Here is a 23972-nt window from a genome sequence, read left to right on the forward strand (position 1 = left end):
ACCTCTCATTCATGTAGAATATGTTCACTTGCAAATAACGATAACATTCCGGAACAAAGGGAGGAATAGAGGGTATGCCCAAGGTCATGGATTATATGATCAGCCCATTTCCCATCAGAATCATTGATCCTAAGCTGGATGCTTCCATGCTCCGGCTGACCGCCATCCGGATCGGGCAGGCCGGTCATCTGCCGGGCAGAACGCTGTTCCGCAGCGGAGTGGTATTCGGGCATTGGGCAATGGTCTATATAGCGGCCGGGTCCGGCAGTATATCAGAGAATGGCGGGAAGCAGCAGCAGGTGCGTGCAGGAAGCCTCTTCTTCTTCCGCCCGGGCTGCAGCTACAGCTTCGGACCGCAGCCGGGCGGGAGCTGGGATGAATATTACATCAACTTTACGGGAAGCAGAGCGGATGAGTGGCTGGAAGCAGGACTCATAGCAGGCGGGAGCGCCTTTCAGGCCGGGAGGCCGGAGGAGCTGCTGCCTGCCTTTGAGGAGATACTGGATCTTATGGACGGGGGCATTCCTGCCGATGCTGACCGGGCGGCGCTGCGGCTGGAGGCCATGCTGCTGGAATGCTCCTGCATAATCCCGGATCATCCGCGGTTCCGCCAGCATGAAGCGCTGCAGGAGATCCGCGCTGATCTGGAGGCCTGCATTTATGCTCAGCCTGATTTGCCGGGAATTGCCGCAAAGCACCATATATCGATGTCTACCCTGCGCCGGCTGGTTCGCAGGAGCAGCGGATATCCGCTGCATGAATATATTCACAGATTGAAAATGGCGGAAGCGAAGCATCTGCTGCTGAATACCTCCCTGCAGATCAAGGAAATTTCCGGCATGCTGCATTACAGTGACCCGTTTTATTTCTCAAGGCTTTTCAAAAAGGTTACGGGCATCTCTCCACAGCTCTGCCGCAGCAATGCCCGGTAGCAGAATTTTGTCGGATTATGCTGATTTATGTTGACACTCGTAAAAACAGGGTGATATTATTTAGATAATATTAGTAATTATTTAGTGCTTTTTGACTATGCGTTTACCGGAGATGAAATCATGAGAGAGTTTTATTGCATTACTTGCCGTAGTCTCCATAAGATTGATGAGCACAATAATCAGACTGTCCGTGTCATGTCCACCGGCTATCATATCGTTGGTGAGCAGCGGTACCAGATTTGTATTTGTAATATGAAGCAGCCGCAACCATTATAGGGTACAGGGGCCGGCTAAGCCGGGATGCCCGCAACCGATATTGTTTAGCTGGTAACAGCCTGTCCGTTTTACGGACAGGCTGTTTTGCATTCCGCAACTTTCTGTAAGAACACGTAGTACTAGTTATAGGAGAATGGAATAAAATTAAAATAAAATCGAAAAAAATTAGCCCGAAATGTTATTTATTTGAAAAGAAAACGTTGTCAATTAATAGTGAAACTTGTTATTGTGATTTTTCTCATGTATGATGCTTTTAAACAAGGCTTAGATAAGCTCGCATTTTCCAAAATAGGTGGAGAATAGGGTGGTGGGATGAAAATCAAAGCAACCGCGGAAGACAGAATGATAGCATTTTACAGATATTTTTCTTTGTCCCTCACATCTCTGATGTACCTCCTGGACCACACGGGGCCTTCCGTCATTTATAAATCCCTACTAATTTTCTCGCTTTTCTTAATGGCTCAAGCGTTTGTAATCATTTACCGGAGGCTCCGGGCCAGACCACGGGTTCTTATGCTGGCAGTCAGCGTAGAGATGGCTGGCGTTATTGCACTGACCTTACTTACTGGCGGGTTTGACAGTGTGTTTAAGCTTTATGTACTTAACCCTGTTCTGATTGCAGCAGGATCATTATCCATGTATTTCGGGTGGAGTCTGCTGCTGAGCTACATTGCGATTGTAACCGGATTTTGTTATATATTTGTGAATTCTGCAGGCAAATCGTTATCTGAAGCACTGCTTCAGAACGGCAACCTGTTTCTAGCCCTGGTGCTTGCGGTTATAGTAATGCAGATGGTTAACAGGATCAAGCGGCAGCGGGAAGAAGCGAACGCGCGGACCAACGAAACCATGGAGCACATTAAATCGCTCTATCACATCGTCGAAACCTCCAGCCAGCATGACTTCATGAATATCGGCCAGGTCATAACAGATTACGTGGTGAAGCTCACCAAGCTGGATAAGGCCTTATTCTGGTTTGCCAAAAAGAGCGGTGAGCCCGCTCCGCAGAGCCGGCAGACCGGCTGGCAGCATGAAGAAGAACGTTTCTTGTTCACAGAGCTGGAAAAGCATGAGCACGAGTGGAGGCTGCAGCGTGAGCCGGTGTTCAAAAGTATGCCGGGACTTGGCGATTTTTTGCTGATGCCGGTGAGAATGAGCACCCGATTTGTCGGTATGATCGGCGTGAAGCTGGAATCCTCAGAGGGACTTGAAGGGCGCAGATGGTATATTCAGCAGCTGATGTTCCTGTCAGAGCTAAGTGCCATTATTCTGGAACGGCATGAATTGGGTGTCATCGAAAACCGGCTGATCATCACGAATGAGCAGAACCGGATCGCGGATGAAATGCATGACAGCGTATCGCAGAGCCTGTTCGGCATCGTATACGCAACCCATTCCCTGAAGCAGACCTGGCGCAAGATGTCCGACTCTGAGCTTGAAGAGCAGATTGACCTGATTCATGATTCGGCAACCAGGGTTGCCAAAGAGCTGAGGATTACGATTTACAGCCTCAGCTCGAAGAAGAGCGGCGGACCAACCTGGCTGGGGATGGTCAGATCTCATCTGAAGAGCCTGTCGAGGCTCAATGATGTGGAAATTGAACTCAAAATAACGGGGGATGACTTTAGCCTCCCTTATCCTTACCACAAGGCGCTCTTCCGGATTATTTCCGAAGCGACAGGCAATGCCATACGTCATGGTGCAGCCAGCCGGGTGGATGTTGAGCTGTCTCTGAAGCCTAAATGGATCAGACTGTCTATTTCTGATGACGGTATCGGTTTCGATACGGATCTGTTGTGGACTACATCTGAAGATACGACCGGCGGGCTTGGCATGAAGAATATGCAGTATCTGACTCAGTCGTTGGGCGGAGAGTTTCATATCTCCAGCAGCGAGAATGCAGGAACCAGAATTTTAATTTCGATACCTGTCGGCGTGGCTGAATTAAAGAATGCATAAACTTTAGGCAGGAGGTCATTCAAGTGAATATCGTCATTGTTGATGATCACCCGTTAGTAAGAAGAGGATTGGCGGCAGTTATTTCCATGCAGCCGAATCTGCATTTTGCAGGCGAAGCAACGAATGGCCAGGAAGCTCTTCAGGTTATAGAAGAGACACAGCCCGATCTTGTGCTGATTGACCTGCGGCTGGCCGACGAGTCTGGTCTTGATGTAATCAAGGCTGCGCGGGCGCACGGGCTAACCAGCAAGTTCATTCTGCTCACCTCTTCAGCAAGCAGGGAGGACTTTCTCAAAGCGGAAGAAGTATTAGTGGACGGGTACGTGCTGAAGGAAGCTTTGCCTGAGGAATTGCTGTTCGCTATCCAGCTGGTTTATAAGGGCCGCAAGTATTATGATCCGGGTCTGATGGAAGATAAGATGCGGATGAGCGGCAGCAGCCCTACCGATGAATTGACACCGAAAGAGAAGGAAGTGCTGATCGAACTTGGCCAGGGGGCATGCAACAAGGATATTGCTTCGCGCCTGTTCATCAGTGAATTTACCGTCAAAAAGCATGTAAGCCAGATTCTGGCGAAGCTGCAGGTAGCCGATCGTACACAGGCGGCGCTGTATGCCAATGCAGTCGGACTGACGAAATATGAAATGTCTTATGATTAACAGCACTTTTTAATATTCATATAGGCGGCAGAGCACGGACAGGAATGTCCGTGTTTTTTTTATGTACACTTTTCCTGAAACTGACACGGGATGTACTGTATTTCAAGGGTTTAAAAGAGGGGAAAACGCCAGCCGTCGGGTTTTCTCTCATCTGCCGGAGAGGTTTTTCCGGTCATATGGTACTAAAGTATACCATTCTGCCCCGCTTAGGCACCAAATTCACTCACACGAAAGTGAACATTAAAGTAATGGGAGGAGCCATGTGATAACCCGTACAGATTGATAGAATAAGACACAAGATATCTGAAACTTTCATGAATGCTTTCAGAACGTAATGAATGCGGAAGGAGGGTTACTGTGGAAAAGACGATTTTAGATTACATTAACCTGATTAAGAAGAGGCTCTGGCTGATCACGATTTTTGTATTAATCTCCTGTGCCACCACCTTCTATGTCAGCAAGAACTTCGTTACACCCGTCTACTCCGCCTCCGGACAGCTGCTGGTCAACAACACCGCAAATGTACCCGAGAGCAACAATCTCAACAACTTGAACTTCAGCCTGAACCTCATCGAGAGCTACAAGGAAATTATGAAGTCCCCCGCAATCCTGAGCGGTGTCGTGGCCGATCATCCCGAGTTTGGCCTGACGGAAGAACAGCTGGCCGCGAAGCTGCAGGTAAGATCCTCCGAGAAAAGCTCAGTCATTAACCTGAGTGTAGAGGATGAAAGCTACAGCAAGGCTGCCAACATCGTAAATGCGGTTTCGCAAGGCTTCATTCGCAGCCTGCCGTCACTTATGATGCTGGACAATGTTACCTTCCTGACCCCGGCCGATCCAGCCAATCTTCCTGCTCCATCCAATGGCGGTGTCGCCATGAACCTGATTATCAGCTTTGTCATTTCACTGATGGCTGCGATCGGAATCATTCTGCTGCTGGAAACGCTGAATGGAACACTCCGTTCCGAGAAGGAAGCAGAATTCGATGTCGGACTGCCGGTCATTGCCAGCATCCCGGTTATCCGTAAACGTGATTTAGGCAATGCCGGCAGCGCCAATGCAAGAGTAGGGGAGGGTACTTATGTTACGGCTGAATAGAAGCTTGATTGCAGACTTGAATCCGTCCTCGCATATCTCCGAATCCTTCCGCTCGCTCCGTACTTATATCCGGCAGCTCGGGCTGACGGGGGGAGACAGCGGCAAGGTGCTGCTGTTCACCTCTGCTGAAAGCGGTGAGGGCAAGACGACGGTGCTGTCCAATCTCGCCGTATCCTTTGTACAGGACGGCAAGAAGGTGGCGGTGGTTGACTGTAACCTGCGCCATCCGGGATTGCATTCTGTGTTTGAAGTAGAAGGCAGCGAAGGGCTGGCTGCTTACCTGAGCGGCCAGGAGGCAGCGAAGGATATCGCCGTATACGGCAATCTGGCTAACCTGGCAGTTATCCCTGCTGGCAAGACCCGCATCAGTCCGCCGGATCTCCTCGGCAATGACAAAATGGGCGCACTGCTGGATGAGCTCAAAGACAGCTTCGATCTCATCCTGCTGGACACTCCTCCGGCCGTTGAATTCAGTGATGCCCGTATTCTGGCCCCGCTCTCTGACGGAGTGATCCTGGTGGCCAGACACGGCAAAACGAAACGCGAAGCGGTCCGCAAGGTGAAAGGGCTGCTTGAACAGAGCGGTTCGAATATTCTCGGCATCGCCATGAATCAGGCCAGATAAAGTCCCAAGTTTCAAAATCCTACACATAACGATCAGGAGGTAAGTGCGATGATGAAAAAGGTAAAGAAGGTAATTATACCTGCAGCTGGGTTAGGAACGCGCTTCCTTCCTGCGACAAAGGCCATGCCTAAGGAAATGCTTCCGATTATCAACAAGCCGACCATCCAGTATATCGTGGAAGAAGCTATCGCTTCCGGCATTGAGGACATTATCATCGTTACCGGTAAGGGCAAGCGGGCGATCGAGGATCACTTTGACAATGCGTTCGAGCTGGAATCCAGACTGCTGGAGGATGGAAAGCTGGAGCTGCTCAAAGAGGTTCAGCGTTCCGCCAAGGTGGAAATCCACTATATCCGGCAAAAAGAAGCAATGGGCCTGGGGCATGCCGTATGGTGTGCACGGCGCTTTATCGGAGACGAGCCTTTCGGCGTTATGCTCGGGGATGACATCGTAACAGGCAACACGCCTTGCCTAAAACAGCTGATCGACCAGTACGAGGAAACGCAGAACTCGGTAATCGGAGTGCAGGAAATTCCGGATGAATTCACTAACCGTTACGGGATTATCGAACCGGATCTGCAGGACGGACGGCTCTACCGGGTTAACAACTTTGTGGAAAAACCGCCGCTGGGCACAGCCCCTTCCAACCTGGCCATCATGGGTCGTTACGTCTTTACGCCAAAAATCTTTAAGTATCTTGATCTGCAGGAAAAAGGTGCCGGCGGCGAAATCCAGCTGACCGATGCCATCCAGAAGCTGAACCAGAGCGAACGGGTATACGCCTATAACTTCGACGGAACCAGATACGATGTCGGTGAACGTCTTGGCTACATTCTGACTACACTGGAATTTGCCCTCCAGAACGATGATCTCCGCTACCCGGTAATGGATGCAATGGCAGAATGGCTCAGCAAAGCCGGACAAACCACAATCAGCAGCTAACAAAACTAGGCAAATGCTTTCGAAGTGAGTTTTGTACGAAGTGAATCAAGGAAGTATCGCTAACAAAACTTTTAGGAGGAATGAGGAGAAAATGAGCATGCAAAAACTGCCGGAAGACTACGAGGCCGTCCTGCCGAAACTTTACATGCTGCATGCCAAAGAAGGAAGCAAAGGGATGGATTCCTATCTGGTAATGAAGCGGATCATTGATATTCTTTTCTCCGCCCTTGGTCTTCTCGTACTGCTGCCGCTCTTCGCTCTTGTGGCCATCCTGATCAAGCTGGAGGATCCCAAAGGCAAGGTGTTCTTCCGGCAGAACCGGGTTGGCAAAGACGAAGTGCAGTTTCCAATGTATAAATTCAGATCCATGGTGTCCAATGCCGAGGAGCTGAAAGAAAGTCTTATGGCTTACAACGAAGTGAGCGGGGCGATGTTCAAAATCAAAAATGATCCCCGCATCACCCGGATCGGAAGATTCATCCGCAAGACGAGCATTGATGAACTGCCTCAGCTCTGGAACGTGCTGATGGGCCATATGAGTCTGGTCGGTCCCCGTCCTCCGCTCGTTGAAGAGGTGGCGCAGTATACGGATTACGACAAGCAGCGGCTGCTGGTTACGCCGGGCTGCACCGGATACTGGCAGGTAAATGCCAGAAACAGTGTCGGTTTTGACGAAATGGTGCAGCTGGATCTGACTTATATCCATATCCGGAGCACAATGCTGGATCTTAAGATTATTTTTAAAACCGGCCTGATGCTGCTCGGTTCCAAGGATGCTTATTAAAAATATGGGAATTGGGTGATTGCCGATGACTGAGTACGGAGACATCCCTAAGGTTTCCATTATTATCTGCACCTACAACAGGTCGGCTCTGCTGGTTAAAACCCTTCAGTCGCTGACCGGACTTGAAAATCTGCATCAGGCTGAAATCATCGTGGTAGACAACAACTCACCGGATGATACAGCAGCAGCGATCAGGGATTTCATCAGAAGTCATGGTGCAGAAATGGATATCCGTTATCTTCTGGAGCCGGTACAGGGATTGTCGGCGGCCCGGAATACAGGAATTCTGGCTTCCAAATCGCAGATCATCGCTTTCCTCGATGACGATGCGATACCTTGCCGGAATTGGATTACAACAATAATCAGCACCTTTGACGAACGGCCGGAAGTGATGGCCATGGGCGGCAAGGTTGCCCCGATCTTCGAAAGCAAGCGTCCGGACTGGCTGATCAAGCCGTTCGAGCTGCCGTACACGATCGTGGATCTGGGAAATAAGGTCAAGGAATATCCGAAACGGCTGCATCCGTGCGGAGCCAACATGGCGATGCGCAAGCCGGCATTCGATATCAGCCTGTTCCCGCTGGATCTTGGAAGAAAGGGTGACTCCCTGATCTCCGGTGAAGAAACGTGGCTCTTCGGACAGCTGGAGAGACAAGGACACACGATCCTTTATCATCCGCAGATGGCCGTTGACCATTTCGTGGCGGCAGGGCGCCTGACCGAAGACTGGATTATGAAAAGGTATTACAGCCAGGGCATCTCCAACGCCATGAAAAGCGAAGGACTGAAGGGCAATCTGCTGCTGTTGGGCAAGACGGCCGCCAAAATAGTGTATGTTATGGCCGACTCCGTCTTCTCCAGAAGCCAGGGTAAAAAGCTGCTGAACAGATGCCGGCTGGAAAGCATTCGCGGGACGCTTCATATGTTTTGGAACCGGAAAAGGGAATCTGCAGCGGGGTGAGGGTAGACGATGACTAATTTTGAGTGGGGCACTAAACTAAACGCTTTACCATACGGAATGCTCTACCTTGTGTCCGCACTGTTTCTGGGGACCGCGGTTATTTACCAGCCGGTATTTGCGGTAGCGGCCGTACTCTTGATTATTATACTTACTGTCTCCATCTCACGACCCGATGTAATCAGTTACTTCGTACTGCTGACCACAGCGGTCTCGATCAACTTCCTGTTCAGCGGCAGCATGTTCGGTATCGAAATTCTCTCGCTCTACAAGCTGATGATCCTGATGCTGCTGGTACCCTGTATTCTGGTGAACGGACTGAGGTTCAAGCTGAGTGCTCCCTTGCTCGCGATGTTCATCCTGGTGATTATCACCTTCGGCTTCTCCATCTGGCTGCCGGAGATGAGCTCATCCATTGCGGTAAAAGCTTTTATCGGACTGTCGCTCCCCTTCGTATTCCTCCTGATCAACTGGAAGAAGGAGGTTGCCGACAAGCAGATCCGCATCCTCGCGATGCTGCCTGTAATCAGTGTAGGGATCGGGATCCTGCTGCAGATAGCGGGCATGCATTCCCTTCTCGCCATAGAATTCACAGGTGCTGTACGGCTGCAAGGTGCTAACATTGCACCGCATCTGGCGATGCTGGCCTTTATGGGCGTAGCGATCTGCTTTATCGAGATCAAGCGCAGCCAGCAGCATTCCCGCTTATTCTACACCTTGCTGGGCCTGAACTTTCTGATTCTGGTCGGAACAGGAACGAGAGGGCCGATGCTGGCACTCGTACCTATGGTTCTCTATTATTTCTTCGACATCTCACGGCAGTATTTAAAAGGCAAATCACAGTATCTGATCCCGCTGCTTGGCGGGGGGATTGTACTCGCAGGCGCAGTATATCTGCAGCTGGACAATCTCAGAAAACGCTCATTCGAGCGGACTACGGAGACGGGGATTGACCTGTCGGGCCGGACGGAGGCCTGGGAATTCTTCCTGAACAAGGCATCCGGTTCGCCTTGGGCGGGCCGGGGACTTGGATCAGCCACTGTAGCCAATGACGGTACGCTCTATTACGGATTTGTTGTTCCGCATAACGAGTACATCCGGTTTTACTACGATGGAGGGTATATCGGCGCCATTCTGCTGCTGCTTTCCTTACTGGCTGTGTTTCTTATGGTTTACAGAGCTTTGGCGCCGCGGGTCAGACCTTATTATGCTCTCTTGATTGCAGCGTTTCTCGTATATTCCTTTTCAGATAACACGCTGTCGACGGTCCAATTCATTATTCCGTTCTGTTGGTACCTGAACTGCCTGTATCGATCTTCACAGCCAACCGATTCCCCACAAAAAGAAGTGATACGATGAATCAAGTGAATATGTTCGATGTTAACTTTAATAACTATGATTTCATGGATTTGCTTGATTACATCGACAAAACCATTCAGGAAAGGAACCAGTCCTACATCCTGACCTGCAATGTCGATCATGTAATCAAGCTTCGCAAGGACAAAGAATTTCAGGCCGTTTATTCAGAAGCGGGCGCAGTCGTTGCAGACGGGATGCCGCTGATCTGGGCTTCCAAAATGCTTGGCAAGCCGCTCAAGCAGAAGGTATCCGGCTCCGATCTCTTCAGCCGTCTGGGCAATGCCTTTGAGCAAAGGAAGTACCGGCTGTTCTTCCTCGGCTCGGCAGAAGGCATACCGGAAAAGGCGACGATGAATCTGAAGGCGGCTTTTCCGGGAATCAACGTTGTCGGCTGCTATTCACCCTCCTACGGCTTTGAGCATAACGAGGAGGAGAACCGGCACATCATCAAGATGCTGACAGACAGCCAGCCGGACATTGTATTCGTCGGCGTGGGCGCACCGAAGCAGGAGAAATGGATCTACCGCCATTACACCTCGTATCAGGCACCGATTTCGATCGGTGTCGGCGCAACCTTCGATTTTCTCTCCGGTTCCGTGAAGCGGGCGCCGGACTTTATGCAGAAGACAGGGCTTGAATGGTTCTGGCGGCTAAGCCAGGAGCCGGGGCGGCTCTGGAAGAGATATCTTGTGGATGATGCCCAATTCCTGGTTCTGCTGCTCAAGGAGCTGCGCAAGAAAGACAGAGTGAAGGGCAGAAGCCTTGAATAATAACAGTTGCCGGCAGGAGGTGGGGAACAAAGATGACAGAGCAGAATGAGGGCAGTATATCACTGCCATCCCTGAACACGATGAAATCCGGAGCGGTTGCAGTGCTGATCTGCGCTATATGTCTTGGCCTCCCGCTGCTGATCGGGTTCGCCAGTGCACAGCTTAGTGCCTCCGACAGTCTGCAGGGAGCCATTCTGGCAGGGCTGCTCTTTCCCGCCTTCCTGCTGGCGCTGCTGAAGCCCAAACAGCTGATTGCCTATACGCTGCTCATCTGGGCAGTGGCTCCGGAGCTGCGGCGGATCGCTGACTGGTCGGAAGGGGTGTACCATTCCGTATCGCTGCTCAGCCTGGCGCCGCTGCTGACGGGTGCAACCCTTGCCATCCCGGTGCTGCGCGAGATTCACAGGATCCGCAAATCGTCATCCCGGATTATCCTGCTGTTCTCGGTGGCGCTGGCTTACGGCGCAATGATCGGCCTGGCCAAGAACGGCATGGGCTCGGTGTACGATCTGGCGAACTACATCGTACCGCTGCTGCTGATTCCGTTCTTTGCGGTTACCCGGTTCACGCCGAAGGATATTGACCGGCTGCTGTACGCTTTTGCCAACATTGCAGTGCTGGTAGCCATCTACGGTATCATCCAGTATCTGACCGTTCCGCCATGGGATGCGTTCTGGATGCGCAATGCGGATATGATCTCGATTGGCACACCGTATCCATTGGAGGTCCGGGTGTTCTCCACGCTGAATTCACCCGGACCGGCCGCCACCTTCCTGGTATTCGCCCTGGTGCCGATGATCCTTGAGCGGAAATGGCAGGGCACGCTGCGCTGGATCGGCGTAATGCTCGTCGTAATCTGTCTGCTGACCACACTGGTACGCTCGGCCTGGCTGGTACTGCTTGTGATGCTGCTGGTCTACATCGCCTCCTCCCCGTCGAAAGGGAAGTGGAAGACGCTGCTTCAGCTGGGATTTGTCGCCGCCGCACTGTTCTGGATCGTTCCCAAGCTTCCGGGAGCAGAAGGACTGGTCGCACGGATGGAGACACTGACCTCGGTTCAGGAGGATCACTCCTACAATGAACGTCTTGCCCTCTGGCAGAACATGGTGCCGCTGGTAGCCTCGAATCCAGTCGGCCAGGGGATCGGCAGTGTAGGGCAGAGTACCAAGCTGGGTAACGGAGGAGAGCTTGGCGAGTACGGCAACATGGATAACGGGTTTATCGCATTGCTGCTTACCTTCGGAGTACTGGGAGCTTTGTTCTTCTTCGGAGCCCTTGGCGCAGTTATCAAGGAAATTGCCGTCAGAGTCACAAGCAAGGACAGTCTTCAGCCTTACGCCAGGCTTTCACTGGCGGCCTGGACAGGAGCGGTAGTCAGCCTGCTGTCCGATAACGGCTTCCCGGGACTCAAGGGATATCTGATCTGGATGCTGATCGGCCTGGGCCTCGGTGCCAAAGAGATTATTGAAAGCAGAAAGAAGGGAACACCGCATGCAGCAGTCGAACGCCAAATCACTTCCCACTAGCACGGTCCTGTCCTCGCTCAAACGGTTTACCAAGAGCAAGAACAACAGCTCGGCGGCAGTCAAAACCATGATGGTCAGCATACTGATCCTGCTAGTCAATATGCTGACCGGTGTGCTGACCGCCCGCTACCTCGGGCCGACCGGCCGCGGGGAACAGACGGCGATGGTGAACTGGTCACAGTTTCTGGCATTCAGTATGAGCTTCGGGATTCCGTCGGCGCTGATCTACAACGCCAAGAAGAACCCCGATGAAGCCGGAGTGCTGTACCGGGTGGCGCTGCTGATCGGCCTCTTCTTCGGGATCACGGCGATGATTGTAGGGATTTTCGTTTTGCCGTACTGGCTGGATTCCTTCAGCTCTGAGGTTGTATTGTTCGCCCAATGCTCAATGGTCCTGTGTCCGCTGATTGTGGTCTCACAGATCAACAATGCGGCCTTCCAGTTCAGAGGCGATTACAAAACCTTCAACTGGCAACGGTATCTGGTTCCGCTTCTGACGCTGGCGGCCATCGGGATTCTGATTCTTACCGGCAGCATGAATCCCTATACCACTGCACTGGCTTATCTGGTTCCGTCCGTTCCGCTCTTTATCTGGATGACGCTGCTGCTGCTGCGTACCTACAGAGTCAAGATGAGGGACACTTACCGTAATTTCAAAAGACTGTTCACCTACGGGCTGGGTTCTTACGGTAATGACCTGCTCGGCCAGTTCTCTACATACATTGACCAGATCATTATTGCCGGCCTGCTGCGGCCTGCTGATCTGGGGCTGTATGCAGTAGCAGTCAGCTTGTCCAGAATGGTCAACTTTTTCTCGAATTCGATTACTGTGGTGCTGTTCCCGAAAGCCTCCGAGCTTTCGAAAGATGAAGCAATCTCGCTGACCTTCAAGGCTTTCCGGATCAGCACCACCTGCACCCTGCTCGGCGCGCTGTTCCTGATGCTGGTTGCCCCATTAGTCATCCCGCTGCTGTACGGCAAGGATTTCAACACGGCGCTGACGGTGTTCCGCTTGCTGCTGCTGGAGGTAACAATCAGCGGAGGCACCCTGATTCTGGCTCAGGCCTTTATGGCGCTCGGCAAACCGAAATTTGTCTCCATCCTGCAGGGCGTGGGACTGCTTCTAGTCATCCCGATGCTCTTCCTGCTGGTGCCAAGGTTCGGATTGTTCGGAGCAGGTGTGGCGATGCTGTCATCGGCCATACTGCGCTTCCTGTTCATTATTCTTAATATCAGATACAACCTGAAAGTGAAGCTTCCCCGCCTGCTGATCAGCAGGGAAGACATCCAATGGATGAAGACAACGATGAATTCTTACATCCGCAAGAAACCGGCGGATACCAGCAGTTAAGTAAAGGAGGAAACCTTCATGGATTCAGTAACAAGCGTGCTTGGCAGCCCGGGCAGTTACCCGATTTCGGTTGTCATCATTGCTCAGGATGACGAAGTTCGCATATCCAAAGCAATTCAGTCCTGCCGGCCCTTCGCCGACGAGGTAGTTGTAATCGACGGAGGAAGCAAGGACGGGACGGTGCAGCTGGCCGAAAGCCTCGGCTGCCGGGTATACGTCAACCCATGGCCCGGATATGCCAAACAAAGAGAATTCGGAGTGGAACGCGCCGTCCATGATTGGGTCTTCCTGATTGATACCGACGAAGTGGTCAGCGATGAACTGGCACAGGATATTCTGCAGCGCAAGCCGGGTCTGACAGACCGGGGGGTAGCCTTCTCGCTTTACCGGATCGGTGATTTCCTGGGCAGATGGCTGGACAAAGGGGAGTACCTGGTCCGCCTGTACAACCGTAAGGAGTATGGCATCCGCAACTCCCTTGTGCATGAGATGCCCGAGGTTGAGGAGGAGCGGACGGTCCGCTTGAACGGTGTGCTCTGGCACCAGGGCTTCCGCAGCATCAATGACCATGTGGCCCGCTTCAACAAATACACCGATCTGGAAGCACAGGCTGCATTCGAGAAAGGCAGGCCGTTCAAGCTGAGAAACCTGCTGCTGCGGCCGCCGGCACGCTTCCTGCAGAAATACTTCCTGCATGGCCTGTTCAAGAAAGGCATTTCCGGATTTGCGGTATCCGTATTCTGGGTGATGTATGAATTCATGGTCGGCTTCAAGCTTTACGAATTAACCAGCTCCGGCAGGCTGGCCCGGCATAATGCGCAGGGTCAGGCGGAGAAAGGGAAGAAGGGGGAGAGAAGCTATGCCGTACAGTGACGGACTGAACATTATGACGACCGGCCTCAGCTGGCCATCGCTGCAGCCCGGCGGGCTCAACACGTATTTCAAATCTGTCTGCGAGCAGCTCTCTACACGCAACCAGGTGCATGCGCTGATCTGCAGCCAGGAGACACCGCCGACTCCCAAGGATCTGATCATCCATAATGCGGGCGATCCCAAGGAGACGATCTGGAAGCGCAGGGATGCCTTCCAGCGTAAAGCGGCAGATCTGATGGGCAGCGGCAGCGGACGCATCGACATCCTGTACTCGCACTTTGCCCCCTACGGCGTCGGGCCGGCGATTGAGGCAAAGAAGCGGGGGATTCCGGTCATCATGACCTTCCACGGTCCCTGGAATGAAGAGATGAAGATCGAGGGCCAGGGCATCAAGCACCGGGTCAAGACGACCATCGCCAAGTCCATTGAACGCAAAGCCTACAAGCTGGCAGATAAATTTATCGTCCTTAGCGAGTACTTCCGCGACACACTGCATCAGCTGCACGGAGTACCGCTGCACAAGATTGTCGTGATTCCGGGAGCGGCCAATATCGAACGCTTTGTTCCGGCGAACAACCGGCTGGCGGTACGGCGGACACTGAATCTGCCGGAGGGCGCAACTACCGTACTGACCGTACGGCGGCTGATGAACCGTATGGGACTGCTACAGCTGCTGGATGCCTGGAAGCAGGTGTCGGAGCGCTTCCCGAATGCGATCCTGCTGATCGGGGGCAAAGGCCCGCTGCGCGGCGAGCTGGAAGAAAAAATCGCCGATTACGGCCTTGGCAACAAGGTCCGGCTGCTCGGATATATTCCTGATCATGAGCTGGCTTCTTATTATCAGGCCGCTGACATGTTCGTGGTTCCTTCACAGGCGCTGGAAGGCTTCGGGCTGATCACCGTTGAGGCGCTGGCCTCCGGACTTCCGGTTATGGCTACCCCGGTAGGCGGCAACAAGGAGATTCTCCAGGGCTTCCGGCCGGAGCTGCTGTTCAAGAGTGCGGCCAGCGGGGATATGGCGGAGGGCATGATTCATATGCTCAGCAACCGCAAGCTGCTGCCGACCCGTGAAGAATGCCGCGGCCATGTACTTGAGAAGTACACCTGGCAGCATGTCGGGGATCAGGTTGAATCGGTATTTCTGGAGACTTTGGGAAAGGGTGTGGCTGCAGGATGCTAAAAGTCGCCTATATTGACCACACCGCCAAATGGAGCGGAGGAGAGGTAGCCTTATTCAATATCCTCACCAATATCGGAGAAAATGTGGAGCCGCTTGTCATTCTTGCCGAAGAAGGTACGCTTGCCGAACGGCTGCGTGAAAAGGGTATTGATGTCCGCGTGATTCCGCTGGATGAGAGTATCCGCAGCCGCGGCCGTAATGCCGTCAACCTCGGTGCTCCGGCTGCAGCCGTCAAGCTGCTGGCTTACGGCAGTAAGCTGGCTCCCCTGCTGAAGCAGGAGAAGGTGGACTGCGTGCATACCAACTCGCTGAAATCAGCGTTTTATGGCGCAGTTGCCGCCAAAAAAGCGGGCGTGCCGCTGATCTGGCATATCCGGGACCACATCGGTGCCCCGTACCTGAAGCCGGTAGTCGCCAAGGCCATCCGCACGATGTCGCGCATGCTGCCGAACGGGGTCATCGCTAATTCGCACTCTACGCTGAGTGCCCTGGAGCTGCCGCGGACGAAAAAGACACTCGTTGTCTACTCCGCATTCGCCAAGGCAATTAGCGAGGGCGTCCGCAGGCAGGACCAGAAGGATTTCAACGTACTGCTGGTCGGACGGCTGGCACACTGGAAAGGCCAGCATGTCGTACTGGAGGCGGCCAAAGCCTTCAAGCAGGACAGCAGAGTGAAATTCTGGCTGGCCGGTGATGCGCTGTTCGGAGAAGAGGCATACAAACAGGAATTAATCCAGACGATCCGGCAGAATGATCTGACGAATGTCAGCCTGCTGGGCCATGTGGATGACATACAGGGACTAATGCAAAAAGCCGACCTGCTGATTCATACGTCGGTTACGCCTGAGCCGTTCGGCCAGGTTATTGTTGAAGGCATGGCAGCCGGACTGCCGGTTATTGCCTCCAATGAAGGCGGTCCGGTGGAGATCGTAGTGCCGGGTGTAACCGGAATGCTGATCCAGCCCGGGGACGCAGGGGTACTCGCAGAATCCATTACATGGATGCTGGAGCATCCTGAAGAGCGCAGAATGATGGCGGAGAACGGAACGAAACGGGTGAAAGAGCATTTTGTCATCGAGAACACTGTCAAGGACATTGTTGACTACTACAAAGGTCTTCTGGCGGCAACCTGATCTTGCTTGATGATGCGGCTCCATAAAACTTTGAGGATGATTTACATGAAAATTGCGATAGCGCACGATTACTTAATCCAAATGGGCGGGGCGGAAAGAGTAGTGGAAGTATTCCACCACATGTATCCGGAGGCTCCGATCTTCACAACCGTGTTTAACGGAAGCCGATTGACCGACAACCTCAAAGACGCGGACATTAGGGCCTCCTGGCTGCAGAAAATTCCGGGAGTGAAGACCAATTTTAAAGGGGTGCTGCCGCTATATCCCATGGCCATCCGTGATCTTGATTTTCGCGGGTACGATATCGTCCTGAGCTCAAGCAGCGCTTTTATGAAAAGCATTCAGGTACCCGAATCGACGTTCCATCTCTGCTACTGCCATACGCCGATGCGCTTTGCCTGGGACTATGACACGTATATGGAGCGGCAAACCAATTCCGGTCTGTTCAAAAGACTGCTGAAGGTCTACATGCAGCGGCTCAAGACCTGGGATCAGCGGACGAGTAAAAATGTTAATCAGTTCGTAGCCAACTCATCCGTCGTGAAGACGCGGATCCAGAATTATTATCACCGCGATGCGGATATTATTTTCCCGCCGATTAATACGGCACGCTTCACCAGCTCAAAATCAATCGGTGACTACTATCTGATCGTCTCGCGGCTTGTATCCTACAAGCGGATCGATCTCGCGGTAGAGGCTTTTAACCGGAACGGGCTGAAGCTGTTCATTGTTGGAGACGGGCCGGACCGCAAGCGTCTGGAAGGCATGGCCAAAGGCAACGTATCGTTCCTGGGCCGGCTGGAGGATGCCGAGGTAACGGGGCTGATGTCACAGTGCCGGGCCTTTATTTTCCCGGGCGAAGAGGATTTCGGCATTACGCCGCTGGAGGCGAATGCTGCGGGAAGACCGGTTATTGCCTACCAGGCCGGAGGAGCGCTGGATACGATCGTACCTTATGTGAACGGCGTATTTTTCCAGCATCAGGAAGTTGACGATTTACTGAAGGCCATAAACGAAGTGGAGTCCTACGCATGGGATATCAGCCGGATTATGGGGCATGCCCGCAAGTTCGACGAACAGGCGTTTATGGTGCAGTTCAAGCAGTATGTAGAGCAAGCCTACGTTAATTTCCTTAAAGGAGGATGATTGTATGAAGCTGGCAGTTATCGGTACCGGCTATGTCGGTCTTGTATCAGGCGTGTGCTTTACATTGAATGGTAACCATGTGATCTGTGTCGATAAGGATGAGGAAAAAATCAATAAGCTTAACCGGATGGAGTCCCCGATCTATGAACCCGGTATTGAAGCACTGATTGAAATGAACCTGCGTGAGGGCAGATTGTCCTTTTCAGCGGATCTTAAAGAGTCGGTACGCCGCTCTGATATCGTCATTCTGGCTGTAGGAACCCCGTCGCTGCCGGGCGGCGAAGCGGATTTGCAGTATATCGAAGGAGCGGCTGCTGAAATTGCCGAGGCGATGGAAGGCTACAAAATCATCATGACCAAGTCAACCGTTCCGGTCGGCACGAACGAACGGATCCGCAAGCTGATTGCTTCCCGCACCAACCACCCCTTTGATATTGTCTCCGCTCCTGAATTCCTGCGTGAGGGCTCCGCGATCCGTGATACCCTGCACCCGGACCGTATTGTGATCGGTCTTGACAATCCGCAGCTTGAGCCGACCATGCGCCAGCTTCATCAGGGCTTTACGGAAAATATCTTTATCACGGATATCCGCAGTGCGGAAATGATCAAATATGCATCCAATGCATTCCTGGCGACCAAAATCTCCTTTATCAACGAGATCGCCAACATTTGTGAAAAAGTGGGAGCTGATGTGACCATGGTGGCGGAGGGCATGGGGATGGACCGGCGAATCGGCTCCTCGTTCCTGCAGGCCGGCATCGGTTACGGAGGCTCCTGTTTCCCGAAAGATACCAATGCGCTGATCCAGATCGCCGGCAACGTGGACTACGAGTTCAAGCTGCTGAAATCGGTGGTCGAGGTGAACAAGGACCAGCGGTTCATGATCATCTCCAAGCTGCATGAATCGCTCGGCAGCCTGCGCGGCGCTGTAATCGGCATCTGGGGCCTGGCCTTCAAGCCGAACACTGATGATGTCCGTGAGGCTCCGGCCCGCGAGATCGTGGAGGCACTGGTAGCGGAGGGCGCTACAGTGAAGCTGTACGATCCGATCGCCGCCGCTAACTTCCGGGCACAGTACGATCATCCGCGGCTGCGGTGGTGCGGCGTGCCGGAAGAAGCTGCGGATGGCAGCGATGCTGTCTGCCTGCTGACCGACTGGGCGCAGTTCAAGGATATCGATCTGCATCACCTGGCCGGCACTATGCGCCGCCAGATCCTGATCGACGGCCGTAATCTCTACTCCAAGGAGCAGATTGAGGGCACGGGTCTTGAGTATCATTCTGTCGGCCGTCCGCAGATGGGCGGGCTTAGCGGCTTTTCCCAAAGCGTTGCCGGTGCGGTTTAAGGTTAGGCTATACGCATATACGCTTGCAAGCTTTTAAATCTAGTGTCTTTTGCATAGTGCAAAACTATGACATAACTATAGCCCTTGAATTTTAGCTCTTAATCTTTGGCTCTAAATTTTTAGCTGCCGCCAACCAAGCTGCAATTCCGGATCTTTAGCAGGGAGCTTTCCCTGCGTGAACAGCAAACAAGCTGCTTCTGGAATACTTGGCCAGGCAAGCAAAAGTTCTTAACAATTAAACTGTTATGGAATGGAGCGGAGAGGAATTTTGGAGCTGTAGGAGCGAATGCGTCCGCCTTTGTCTTCGGATTTCTACCGCGGCCAGCGGTTCAAATCAGGGAATCCGAAGACAACAGCGGCCGGAAGCCCAAACATTCCTTGGAGTGACTCTAATAAAAGTGCAATCTCTAAGAATCTTGCGCAGCAATAAAGAATTCCAGAGGAGCATCCTAGCGTTCATCAGCATACAGCTCCCAATAACAACCCGAAATTTTCGCGTCACACATACCAAGGAGGGGTTCCCCATGAAACTAGTACTTCTATCAGGCGGTTCAGGTAAACGGCTCTGGCCATTATCCAATGACTCACGTTCCAAGCAATTTCTGAAGGTACTGGAAAGCCCGGCGGGTGAACCGGAATCGATGGTACAGCGGGTCTGGAGACAGCTGGAGGAAGCGGGGATGACGGGCTCATCCTACCTCGCTACAGGCCGCAGCCAAGTAGAGTCCATCCAGAGCCAGCTCGGCAGCCATGTGCCGATTATCGTGGAGCCGGAACGCCGCGATACCTTCCCGGCCATTGCACTGACAGCGGCTTACCTGTATTCCATCGCCGGCGTATCTCCGGCGGAGACAGTGGCTATCCTGCCGGTCGATCCTTATGTGGAGGCTTCCTTCTTCGATACGGTAGTCCGGCTGGAGCAGACGATGGAGGAGAGCGGCGCAAATCTGGCGCTGATGGGCGTAGTGCCTGAGCATGCGTCAGAGAAATACGGATATATCATTCCGACCAGTGATGCGGCGGGGGCAAGCGGCTACCTTCAGGTGAGCCATTTCCAGGAAAAGCCTGACCGTGTGCAGGCAGAAGGCCTGATCAGCAAAGGCGCCCTTTGGAACTGCGGCGTATTCGCTTTCCGCCTCGGTTATCTGCTGGATATTCTGCAGAGCAAAGGATTGCCGCTTAATTACGAGGAGCTGCAGAAGCAATACAAACTGATGGCTTCCATCAGCTTTGATTACGAAGTGGTGGAAAAAGAAGAAAAAATCGTCGTTCAGCCGTATGCCGGCTTCTGGAAGGATCTGGGCACCTGGAATACGCTGACCGAGGAGATGAGCAGCAACCTGGTCGGCAAGGGCGTGGTTACCTCCGATTCCGAACGGACCTGCCTGATCAATGAGCTGGACATTCCGATTACAGTCATCGGGGCCAAGGACCTGATCATCGCGGCCAGCCCTGACGGAATCCTGGTTACGCATAAGGCGGAAAGCCCGCGAATCAAGGAAGTGCTGAAATCGCATGAACAAAGACCGATGTACGAGGAACGCCGCTGGGGTCACTATAAAGTTATCGACTATGTGAAATATGATGAGGGCAATGAAGTACTGACGAAGCGGATTTTTATCGAGCAGGGAAAAAATATCAGCTACCAGCTACATCACAAACGCAGTGAAATCTGGACTTTTGTGAGCGGGGAAGCAAGTATTGTCATCAATGAAAAGATGCATAAAGTGAAGGCTGGCGATGTCGTACGCATCCCGGAAGGAACAAAGCATGCGATCCTGGCGCTGACCGATGTGGAGTTTATCGAGGTGCAGAGCGGGTCTGAGCTGGTGGAAGAGGACAACATCCGGATTACGCTGGACTGGGAAGATATTGAATTACACCAGTTTATTTCATAGGCCTAATTTATCTATTTAACCAAGTTCCACAAGGCTGAAACAGGTATTTAGAACCATTTATTAATAAATCTTCATTTTTGCTATAAACCTACAACTTCATAGAGTCGATACTTACGGTAAGAAGGATAACTCCTTCAAAAACGACAAAGGCAAACCTACTCGAAAGATAGGGACGCAAAGCTATAGGGCCTCTACCAAGTGGCAGCCTGGCTACCGAAAGGAAGATAAAAGTTGAAAGCTTACCGTAAGTCTCGTCTGTTGTCCGCCGTGTTGTCTGTGGCCGTATTTTTGTCTGCTGTGCCAATGGGCTTAGGACTTGCCCCGTCATCTGCGCATGCTGCTTCTGTGACCGGAGCACCAGTAAACCCTAACGCTTCAGCGGAAGCAGTCAAGCTGTTGAACAACCTGTACTCTATTTCCGGTAACGGGATTATTTCAGGTCAGCATGACTATTTTGAAAGTCCTGATGAAATCAGTAACAAGCTGAAGGCGACAAGCGGGCAATACGCAGCGCTTCACGGTTATGAGCTTGGAGCGATTGGCGGACAGACAGAGAGTGGAGTAGCTGCGCAGCGTAAAAACATCGTCTGGAGCGCGACCAACTGGTATAAGGCTGGCGGAATCGTAGCCATGACTTTTCACCAGAACCTGCCCGGCACCAAATATGACTGGGGAAATGTACAGAAGAATATCAGCCAGGCTGAATTCAACAAATACGTAACACCCGGAACCACAGAGTACAACGCTCTGATTGCCGATCTTGATAAAGTGGCCGTTTCGCTCAAAAGTTTGCGGGATGCTGGAGTTCCTATTCTCTGGAGACCTTACCATGAAATGAACGGCGGCTGGTTCTGGTGGGGCAAGAAAAATAATTTTGCCGCGCTGTGGAATATCATGTATGACCGTTTTGTTAACGTTCATCAATTAAACAATTTGCTGTGGGTGTGGAATCCGAATGCTCCCAACTCCAATTCCGATCCTTATGAACTGACTTACCCGGGTGCGGATAAAGTGGATGTGCTCGCAGCAGATATATATAATAACGACTTTTTGAACAAATATTATGACAGCCTGCTCAGCCTTGCCGCCGGTAAACCGATTGGTATCGGTGAAAATGGTGAAATGCCAAGTATTGCAAAGCTGAAGCTTTCCCAGCAGAAGTACGTCTTTATGATGAACTGGGGAAAAATGCTGTATGAAAACAACAGTACAGATACCATCAAAACCTTTATGAATGACAGCTACACCCTGACACGTGACACGTATAAAACATGGGTAGCACCGAAAGCTACACCAACAGCCACACCAACACCAACAGTAAAGCCGACAGCAACACCGACAGCTACGCCAACACCGACAGTGAAGCCAACAGCAACACCGGTACCAACAGCGGCACCAGTGGCAGCAGCCCCGGTACCAGCACCTGAATTGCAGGAGCCGGTGGTTAACGGACTTAAAGGCGAGTATTTCAAAAACATGACACTGACCGGTACTCCGGTGCTTGTGCGCAATGACGAACAGCTTAACTTCAGCTGGCGGCAGACAGCCCCGGCCCCGGTGCTTCCGGTTGACGGATTTTCGATCCGGTGGACCGGCCAGATCAAGCCGGCCTACAGCGAAACGTATCAGTTCGTTACCAACTCGGATGACGGTATCCGCGTCTGGGTTAACGGCACAGCAGTCATCGACAGCTGGATGAAGCAGAGCGGTACTGAGCGCACCGGCAGCATTGCCCTGCAGGCCGGACAATTGTACGACATTAAAGTTGAATATTATGAAAATGCAGGCGATGCAAGTGTCCGTATGATGTGGCAGAGCCCAAGCCAGCCGAAGGTAGTTGTTCCGGCAAGCGCATTGTTTGTAAAGAATCCGGCCAGTCAGGCAGCAGCAGCACCGGCAGCAACGGCTACACCAGTACCAACTGCGGCACCAACGGCTACACCAGTACCGACTGCAGCACCAACCGTAGCACCAACGGCTACACCAGTACCGACTGCAGCACCAACCGTAGCACCAACGGCTACACCAGCACCGACTGCAGCGCCAACCGCTTCGCCGGCACAGGCTGCCAAGCCGGGGCTGGCAGCAGATTCGGCATCACAGGAATCTGTAATGAATGGCCTAACCGGTGAGTATTTTAAAAATATGACACTATCCGGTACTCCGGTGCTTGTGCGCAATGACGAACAGCTTAACTTCAGCTGGCGGCAGACAGCTCCAGACCCGGTGCTTCCGGTTGACGGATTTTCGATCCGCTGGACCGGCCAGATCAAGCCGGCCTACAGCGAAATGTACCAGTTCGTTACCAATTCGGATGACGGTATCCGCGTCTGGGTTAACGGCACAGCAGTCATCGACAGCTGGGTGAAGCAAAGCGGTACCGAGCGTACCGGCAGCATTGCCCTGCAGGCGGGACAATTGTATGACATTAAAGTTGAATATTATGAGAATGCGGGCGATGCAAGTGTCCGTATGATGTGGCAGAGCCCAAGCCAGCCGAAGGCAGTTGTTCCGGCAAGTGCATTATTTGCAAAGAATGCTGCTGACAATGCAGCAGTAACAGTAACGCCGTCGCCAACAGCAACACCGACTCCGGTGCCAACACCAGTACCAACACCGGCGCCTACACCAGTGCCGACACCAGTACCAACACCGGCGCCTACACCAGTGCCGACACCGGTACCAACAGCAGCACCGGCAGTAAACGGACTGCAGGCGGAGTATTTTAACAATATGCAGCTGAGCGGAGCTCCTGCTCTGGTGCGTACTGATGCTGTGCTGGATTTCAACTGGCGTCAGGGTTCGCCGGATGCGGCAATCGGCATTGATTTTTTCTCCGTACGCTGGAGCGGAAAAATTAAACCGCTGTTTAGTGAAACCTACAATATATATACCACTTCAGATGACGGCATCCGCGTCTGGGTCGATGGCACACTGATCATCGACAGCTGGGTGAAGCAGAGCGGAACCGAACGCGTAGGAAGTATCAGCCTGCAGGCCGGGCAATTATATGATATCAAAGTGGAATATTACGAAAACCAGGGCGATGCAAAAGCCAAGCTGATGTGGGAAAGCCCAAGCCAATCCAAATCGGCTGTACCTGCCAGCAGTTTATTCTTGCCCTCCGCTTCCTGATCATGCAATAAAGCGTGTTCTGC

19 protein-coding genes and 1 riboswitch are annotated in these 23972 nt (G+C 52.5%); all 19 genes read left to right on the top strand.

Features of this window, described 5'->3' with window-relative positions:
- Positions 1-74 precede the first annotated feature (74 nt).
- The 19 genes from NST84_RS04650 to NST84_RS04740 all read left to right on the top strand — a co-directional run bounded on the left by NST84_RS04650 (position 75) and on the right by NST84_RS04740 (position 23949).
- Complete coding sequence (locus tag NST84_RS04650) at positions 75-932, top strand: AraC family transcriptional regulator (protein ID WP_342564471.1); 858 nt, start codon at positions 75-77, stop codon at positions 930-932.
- Between the two features lie 789 nt (positions 933-1721).
- Positions 1722-3167: an ATP-binding protein gene (locus NST84_RS04655; protein ID WP_342564472.1), complete on the top strand. Its 1446-nt coding sequence runs from the start codon at positions 1722-1724 to the stop codon at positions 3165-3167.
- 23 nt (positions 3168-3190) lie between these two features.
- Positions 3191-3826, top strand: a complete 636-nt coding sequence (locus NST84_RS04660) for a response regulator transcription factor (RefSeq protein ID WP_342564473.1) — start codon at positions 3191-3193, stop codon at positions 3824-3826.
- A gap of 357 nt (positions 3827-4183) precedes the next feature.
- On the top strand, positions 4184-4924 hold the full coding sequence (locus NST84_RS04665; RefSeq protein WP_342564474.1) for a Wzz/FepE/Etk N-terminal domain-containing protein: 741 nt from the start codon (positions 4184-4186) through the stop codon (positions 4922-4924).
- Positions 4908-5549 (top strand): CpsD/CapB family tyrosine-protein kinase, encoded by a 642-nt coding sequence (locus NST84_RS04670; protein WP_342564475.1) that lies wholly within the window; start codon positions 4908-4910, stop codon positions 5547-5549. The genes NST84_RS04665 and NST84_RS04670 overlap by 17 nt, the downstream gene beginning before the upstream one ends.
- 48 nt (positions 5550-5597) lie before the next feature.
- Complete coding sequence (gene galU / locus NST84_RS04675) at positions 5598-6491, top strand: UTP--glucose-1-phosphate uridylyltransferase GalU (protein ID WP_342564476.1); 894 nt, start codon at positions 5598-5600, stop codon at positions 6489-6491.
- A gap of 91 nt (positions 6492-6582) precedes the next feature.
- On the top strand, positions 6583-7275 hold the full coding sequence (locus NST84_RS04680) for a sugar transferase (protein ID WP_342564477.1): 693 nt from the start codon (positions 6583-6585) through the stop codon (positions 7273-7275).
- Positions 7276-7300: 25 nt separating this feature from the next.
- Positions 7301-8236 carry a glycosyltransferase gene (locus tag NST84_RS04685; protein WP_342564478.1) on the top strand — a complete coding sequence of 312 codons (936 nt, stop codon included), beginning with the start codon at positions 7301-7303 and terminating at the stop codon, positions 8234-8236.
- Positions 8237-8245: 9 nt separating this feature from the next.
- Positions 8246-9592, top strand: a complete 1347-nt coding sequence (locus NST84_RS04690; RefSeq protein ID WP_342564479.1) for an O-antigen ligase family protein — start codon at positions 8246-8248, stop codon at positions 9590-9592.
- Positions 9589-10362, top strand: a complete 774-nt coding sequence (locus tag NST84_RS04695) for a WecB/TagA/CpsF family glycosyltransferase (RefSeq protein WP_342564480.1) — start codon at positions 9589-9591, stop codon at positions 10360-10362. The genes NST84_RS04690 and NST84_RS04695 overlap by 4 nt, the downstream gene beginning before the upstream one ends.
- 32 nt (positions 10363-10394) lie before the next feature.
- Positions 10395-11888: an O-antigen ligase family protein gene (locus tag NST84_RS04700; RefSeq protein ID WP_342564481.1), complete on the top strand. Its 1494-nt coding sequence runs from the start codon at positions 10395-10397 to the stop codon at positions 11886-11888.
- Positions 11854-13239 carry an oligosaccharide flippase family protein gene (locus NST84_RS04705; RefSeq protein WP_342564482.1) on the top strand — a complete coding sequence of 462 codons (1386 nt, stop codon included), beginning with the start codon at positions 11854-11856 and terminating at the stop codon, positions 13237-13239. The genes NST84_RS04700 and NST84_RS04705 overlap by 35 nt, the downstream gene beginning before the upstream one ends.
- A gap of 18 nt (positions 13240-13257) precedes the next feature.
- Positions 13258-14112: a glycosyltransferase family 2 protein gene (locus NST84_RS04710; RefSeq protein ID WP_342564483.1), complete on the top strand. Its 855-nt coding sequence runs from the start codon at positions 13258-13260 to the stop codon at positions 14110-14112.
- Positions 14099-15292 (top strand): glycosyltransferase family 4 protein, encoded by a 1194-nt coding sequence (locus NST84_RS04715; protein ID WP_342564484.1) that lies wholly within the window; start codon positions 14099-14101, stop codon positions 15290-15292. The genes NST84_RS04710 and NST84_RS04715 overlap by 14 nt, the downstream gene beginning before the upstream one ends.
- Positions 15286-16425 carry a glycosyltransferase family 4 protein gene (locus tag NST84_RS04720; RefSeq protein WP_342564485.1) on the top strand — a complete coding sequence of 380 codons (1140 nt, stop codon included), beginning with the start codon at positions 15286-15288 and terminating at the stop codon, positions 16423-16425. The genes NST84_RS04715 and NST84_RS04720 overlap by 7 nt, the downstream gene beginning before the upstream one ends.
- Before the next feature lie 45 nt (positions 16426-16470).
- Positions 16471-17571, top strand: coding sequence for a glycosyltransferase (locus NST84_RS04725; protein ID WP_342564486.1), 1101 nt, complete (start codon positions 16471-16473; stop codon positions 17569-17571).
- A 4-nt stretch (positions 17572-17575) separates the two neighbouring features.
- Positions 17576-18916, top strand: a complete 1341-nt coding sequence (locus NST84_RS04730; RefSeq protein ID WP_342564487.1) for a UDP-glucose/GDP-mannose dehydrogenase family protein — start codon at positions 17576-17578, stop codon at positions 18914-18916.
- A 524-nt stretch (positions 18917-19440) separates the two neighbouring features.
- Positions 19441-20814: a sugar phosphate nucleotidyltransferase gene (locus NST84_RS04735; RefSeq protein ID WP_090717576.1), complete on the top strand. Its 1374-nt coding sequence runs from the start codon at positions 19441-19443 to the stop codon at positions 20812-20814.
- Between the two features lie 138 nt (positions 20815-20952).
- A riboswitch (cyclic di-GMP riboswitch) is annotated at positions 20953-21032 on the top strand.
- A gap of 13 nt (positions 21033-21045) precedes the next feature.
- A complete protein-coding gene (locus NST84_RS04740; RefSeq protein ID WP_342564488.1) occupies positions 21046-23949 on the top strand; it encodes a PA14 domain-containing protein in 2904 nt (967 codons plus the stop codon).
- The last annotated feature ends 23 nt before the right edge of the window (positions 23950-23972 follow it).

Origin of the sequence: Paenibacillus sp. FSL R7-0345, from assembly GCF_038595055.1 — a bacterium.
Lineage (GTDB): Bacteria > Bacillota > Bacilli > Paenibacillales > Paenibacillaceae > Paenibacillus_AQ.

Excerpts from the sequence above, each read along its gene's own strand:
- NST84_RS04650 (WP_342564471.1), top strand. The coding sequence starts at position 75 with ATGCCCAAGGTCATGGATTATATGATCAGCCCATTTCCCATCAGAATC.
- NST84_RS04655 (WP_342564472.1), top strand. The coding sequence starts at position 1,722 with ATGCTGGCAGTCAGCGTAGAGATGGCTGGCGTTATTGCACTGACCTTA.
- NST84_RS04670 (WP_342564475.1), top strand. The coding sequence starts at position 4,908 with ATGTTACGGCTGAATAGAAGCTTGATTGCAGACTTGAATCCGTCCTCG.
- galU (WP_342564476.1), top strand. The coding sequence starts at position 5,598 with ATGATGAAAAAGGTAAAGAAGGTAATTATACCTGCAGCTGGGTTAGGA.
- NST84_RS04680 (WP_342564477.1), top strand. The coding sequence starts at position 6,583 with ATGAGCATGCAAAAACTGCCGGAAGACTACGAGGCCGTCCTGCCGAAA.
- NST84_RS04685 (WP_342564478.1), top strand. The coding sequence starts at position 7,301 with ATGACTGAGTACGGAGACATCCCTAAGGTTTCCATTATTATCTGCACC.
- NST84_RS04690 (WP_342564479.1), top strand. The coding sequence starts at position 8,246 with ATGACTAATTTTGAGTGGGGCACTAAACTAAACGCTTTACCATACGGA.
- NST84_RS04695 (WP_342564480.1), top strand. The coding sequence starts at position 9,589 with ATGAATCAAGTGAATATGTTCGATGTTAACTTTAATAACTATGATTTC.
- NST84_RS04700 (WP_342564481.1), top strand. The coding sequence starts at position 10,395 with ATGACAGAGCAGAATGAGGGCAGTATATCACTGCCATCCCTGAACACG.
- NST84_RS04705 (WP_342564482.1), top strand. The coding sequence starts at position 11,854 with ATGCAGCAGTCGAACGCCAAATCACTTCCCACTAGCACGGTCCTGTCC.
- NST84_RS04710 (WP_342564483.1), top strand. The coding sequence starts at position 13,258 with ATGGATTCAGTAACAAGCGTGCTTGGCAGCCCGGGCAGTTACCCGATT.
- NST84_RS04715 (WP_342564484.1), top strand. The coding sequence starts at position 14,099 with ATGCCGTACAGTGACGGACTGAACATTATGACGACCGGCCTCAGCTGG.
- NST84_RS04720 (WP_342564485.1), top strand. The coding sequence starts at position 15,286 with ATGCTAAAAGTCGCCTATATTGACCACACCGCCAAATGGAGCGGAGGA.
- NST84_RS04725 (WP_342564486.1), top strand. The coding sequence starts at position 16,471 with ATGAAAATTGCGATAGCGCACGATTACTTAATCCAAATGGGCGGGGCG.
- NST84_RS04730 (WP_342564487.1), top strand. The coding sequence starts at position 17,576 with ATGAAGCTGGCAGTTATCGGTACCGGCTATGTCGGTCTTGTATCAGGC.
- NST84_RS04735 (WP_090717576.1), top strand. The coding sequence starts at position 19,441 with ATGAAACTAGTACTTCTATCAGGCGGTTCAGGTAAACGGCTCTGGCCA.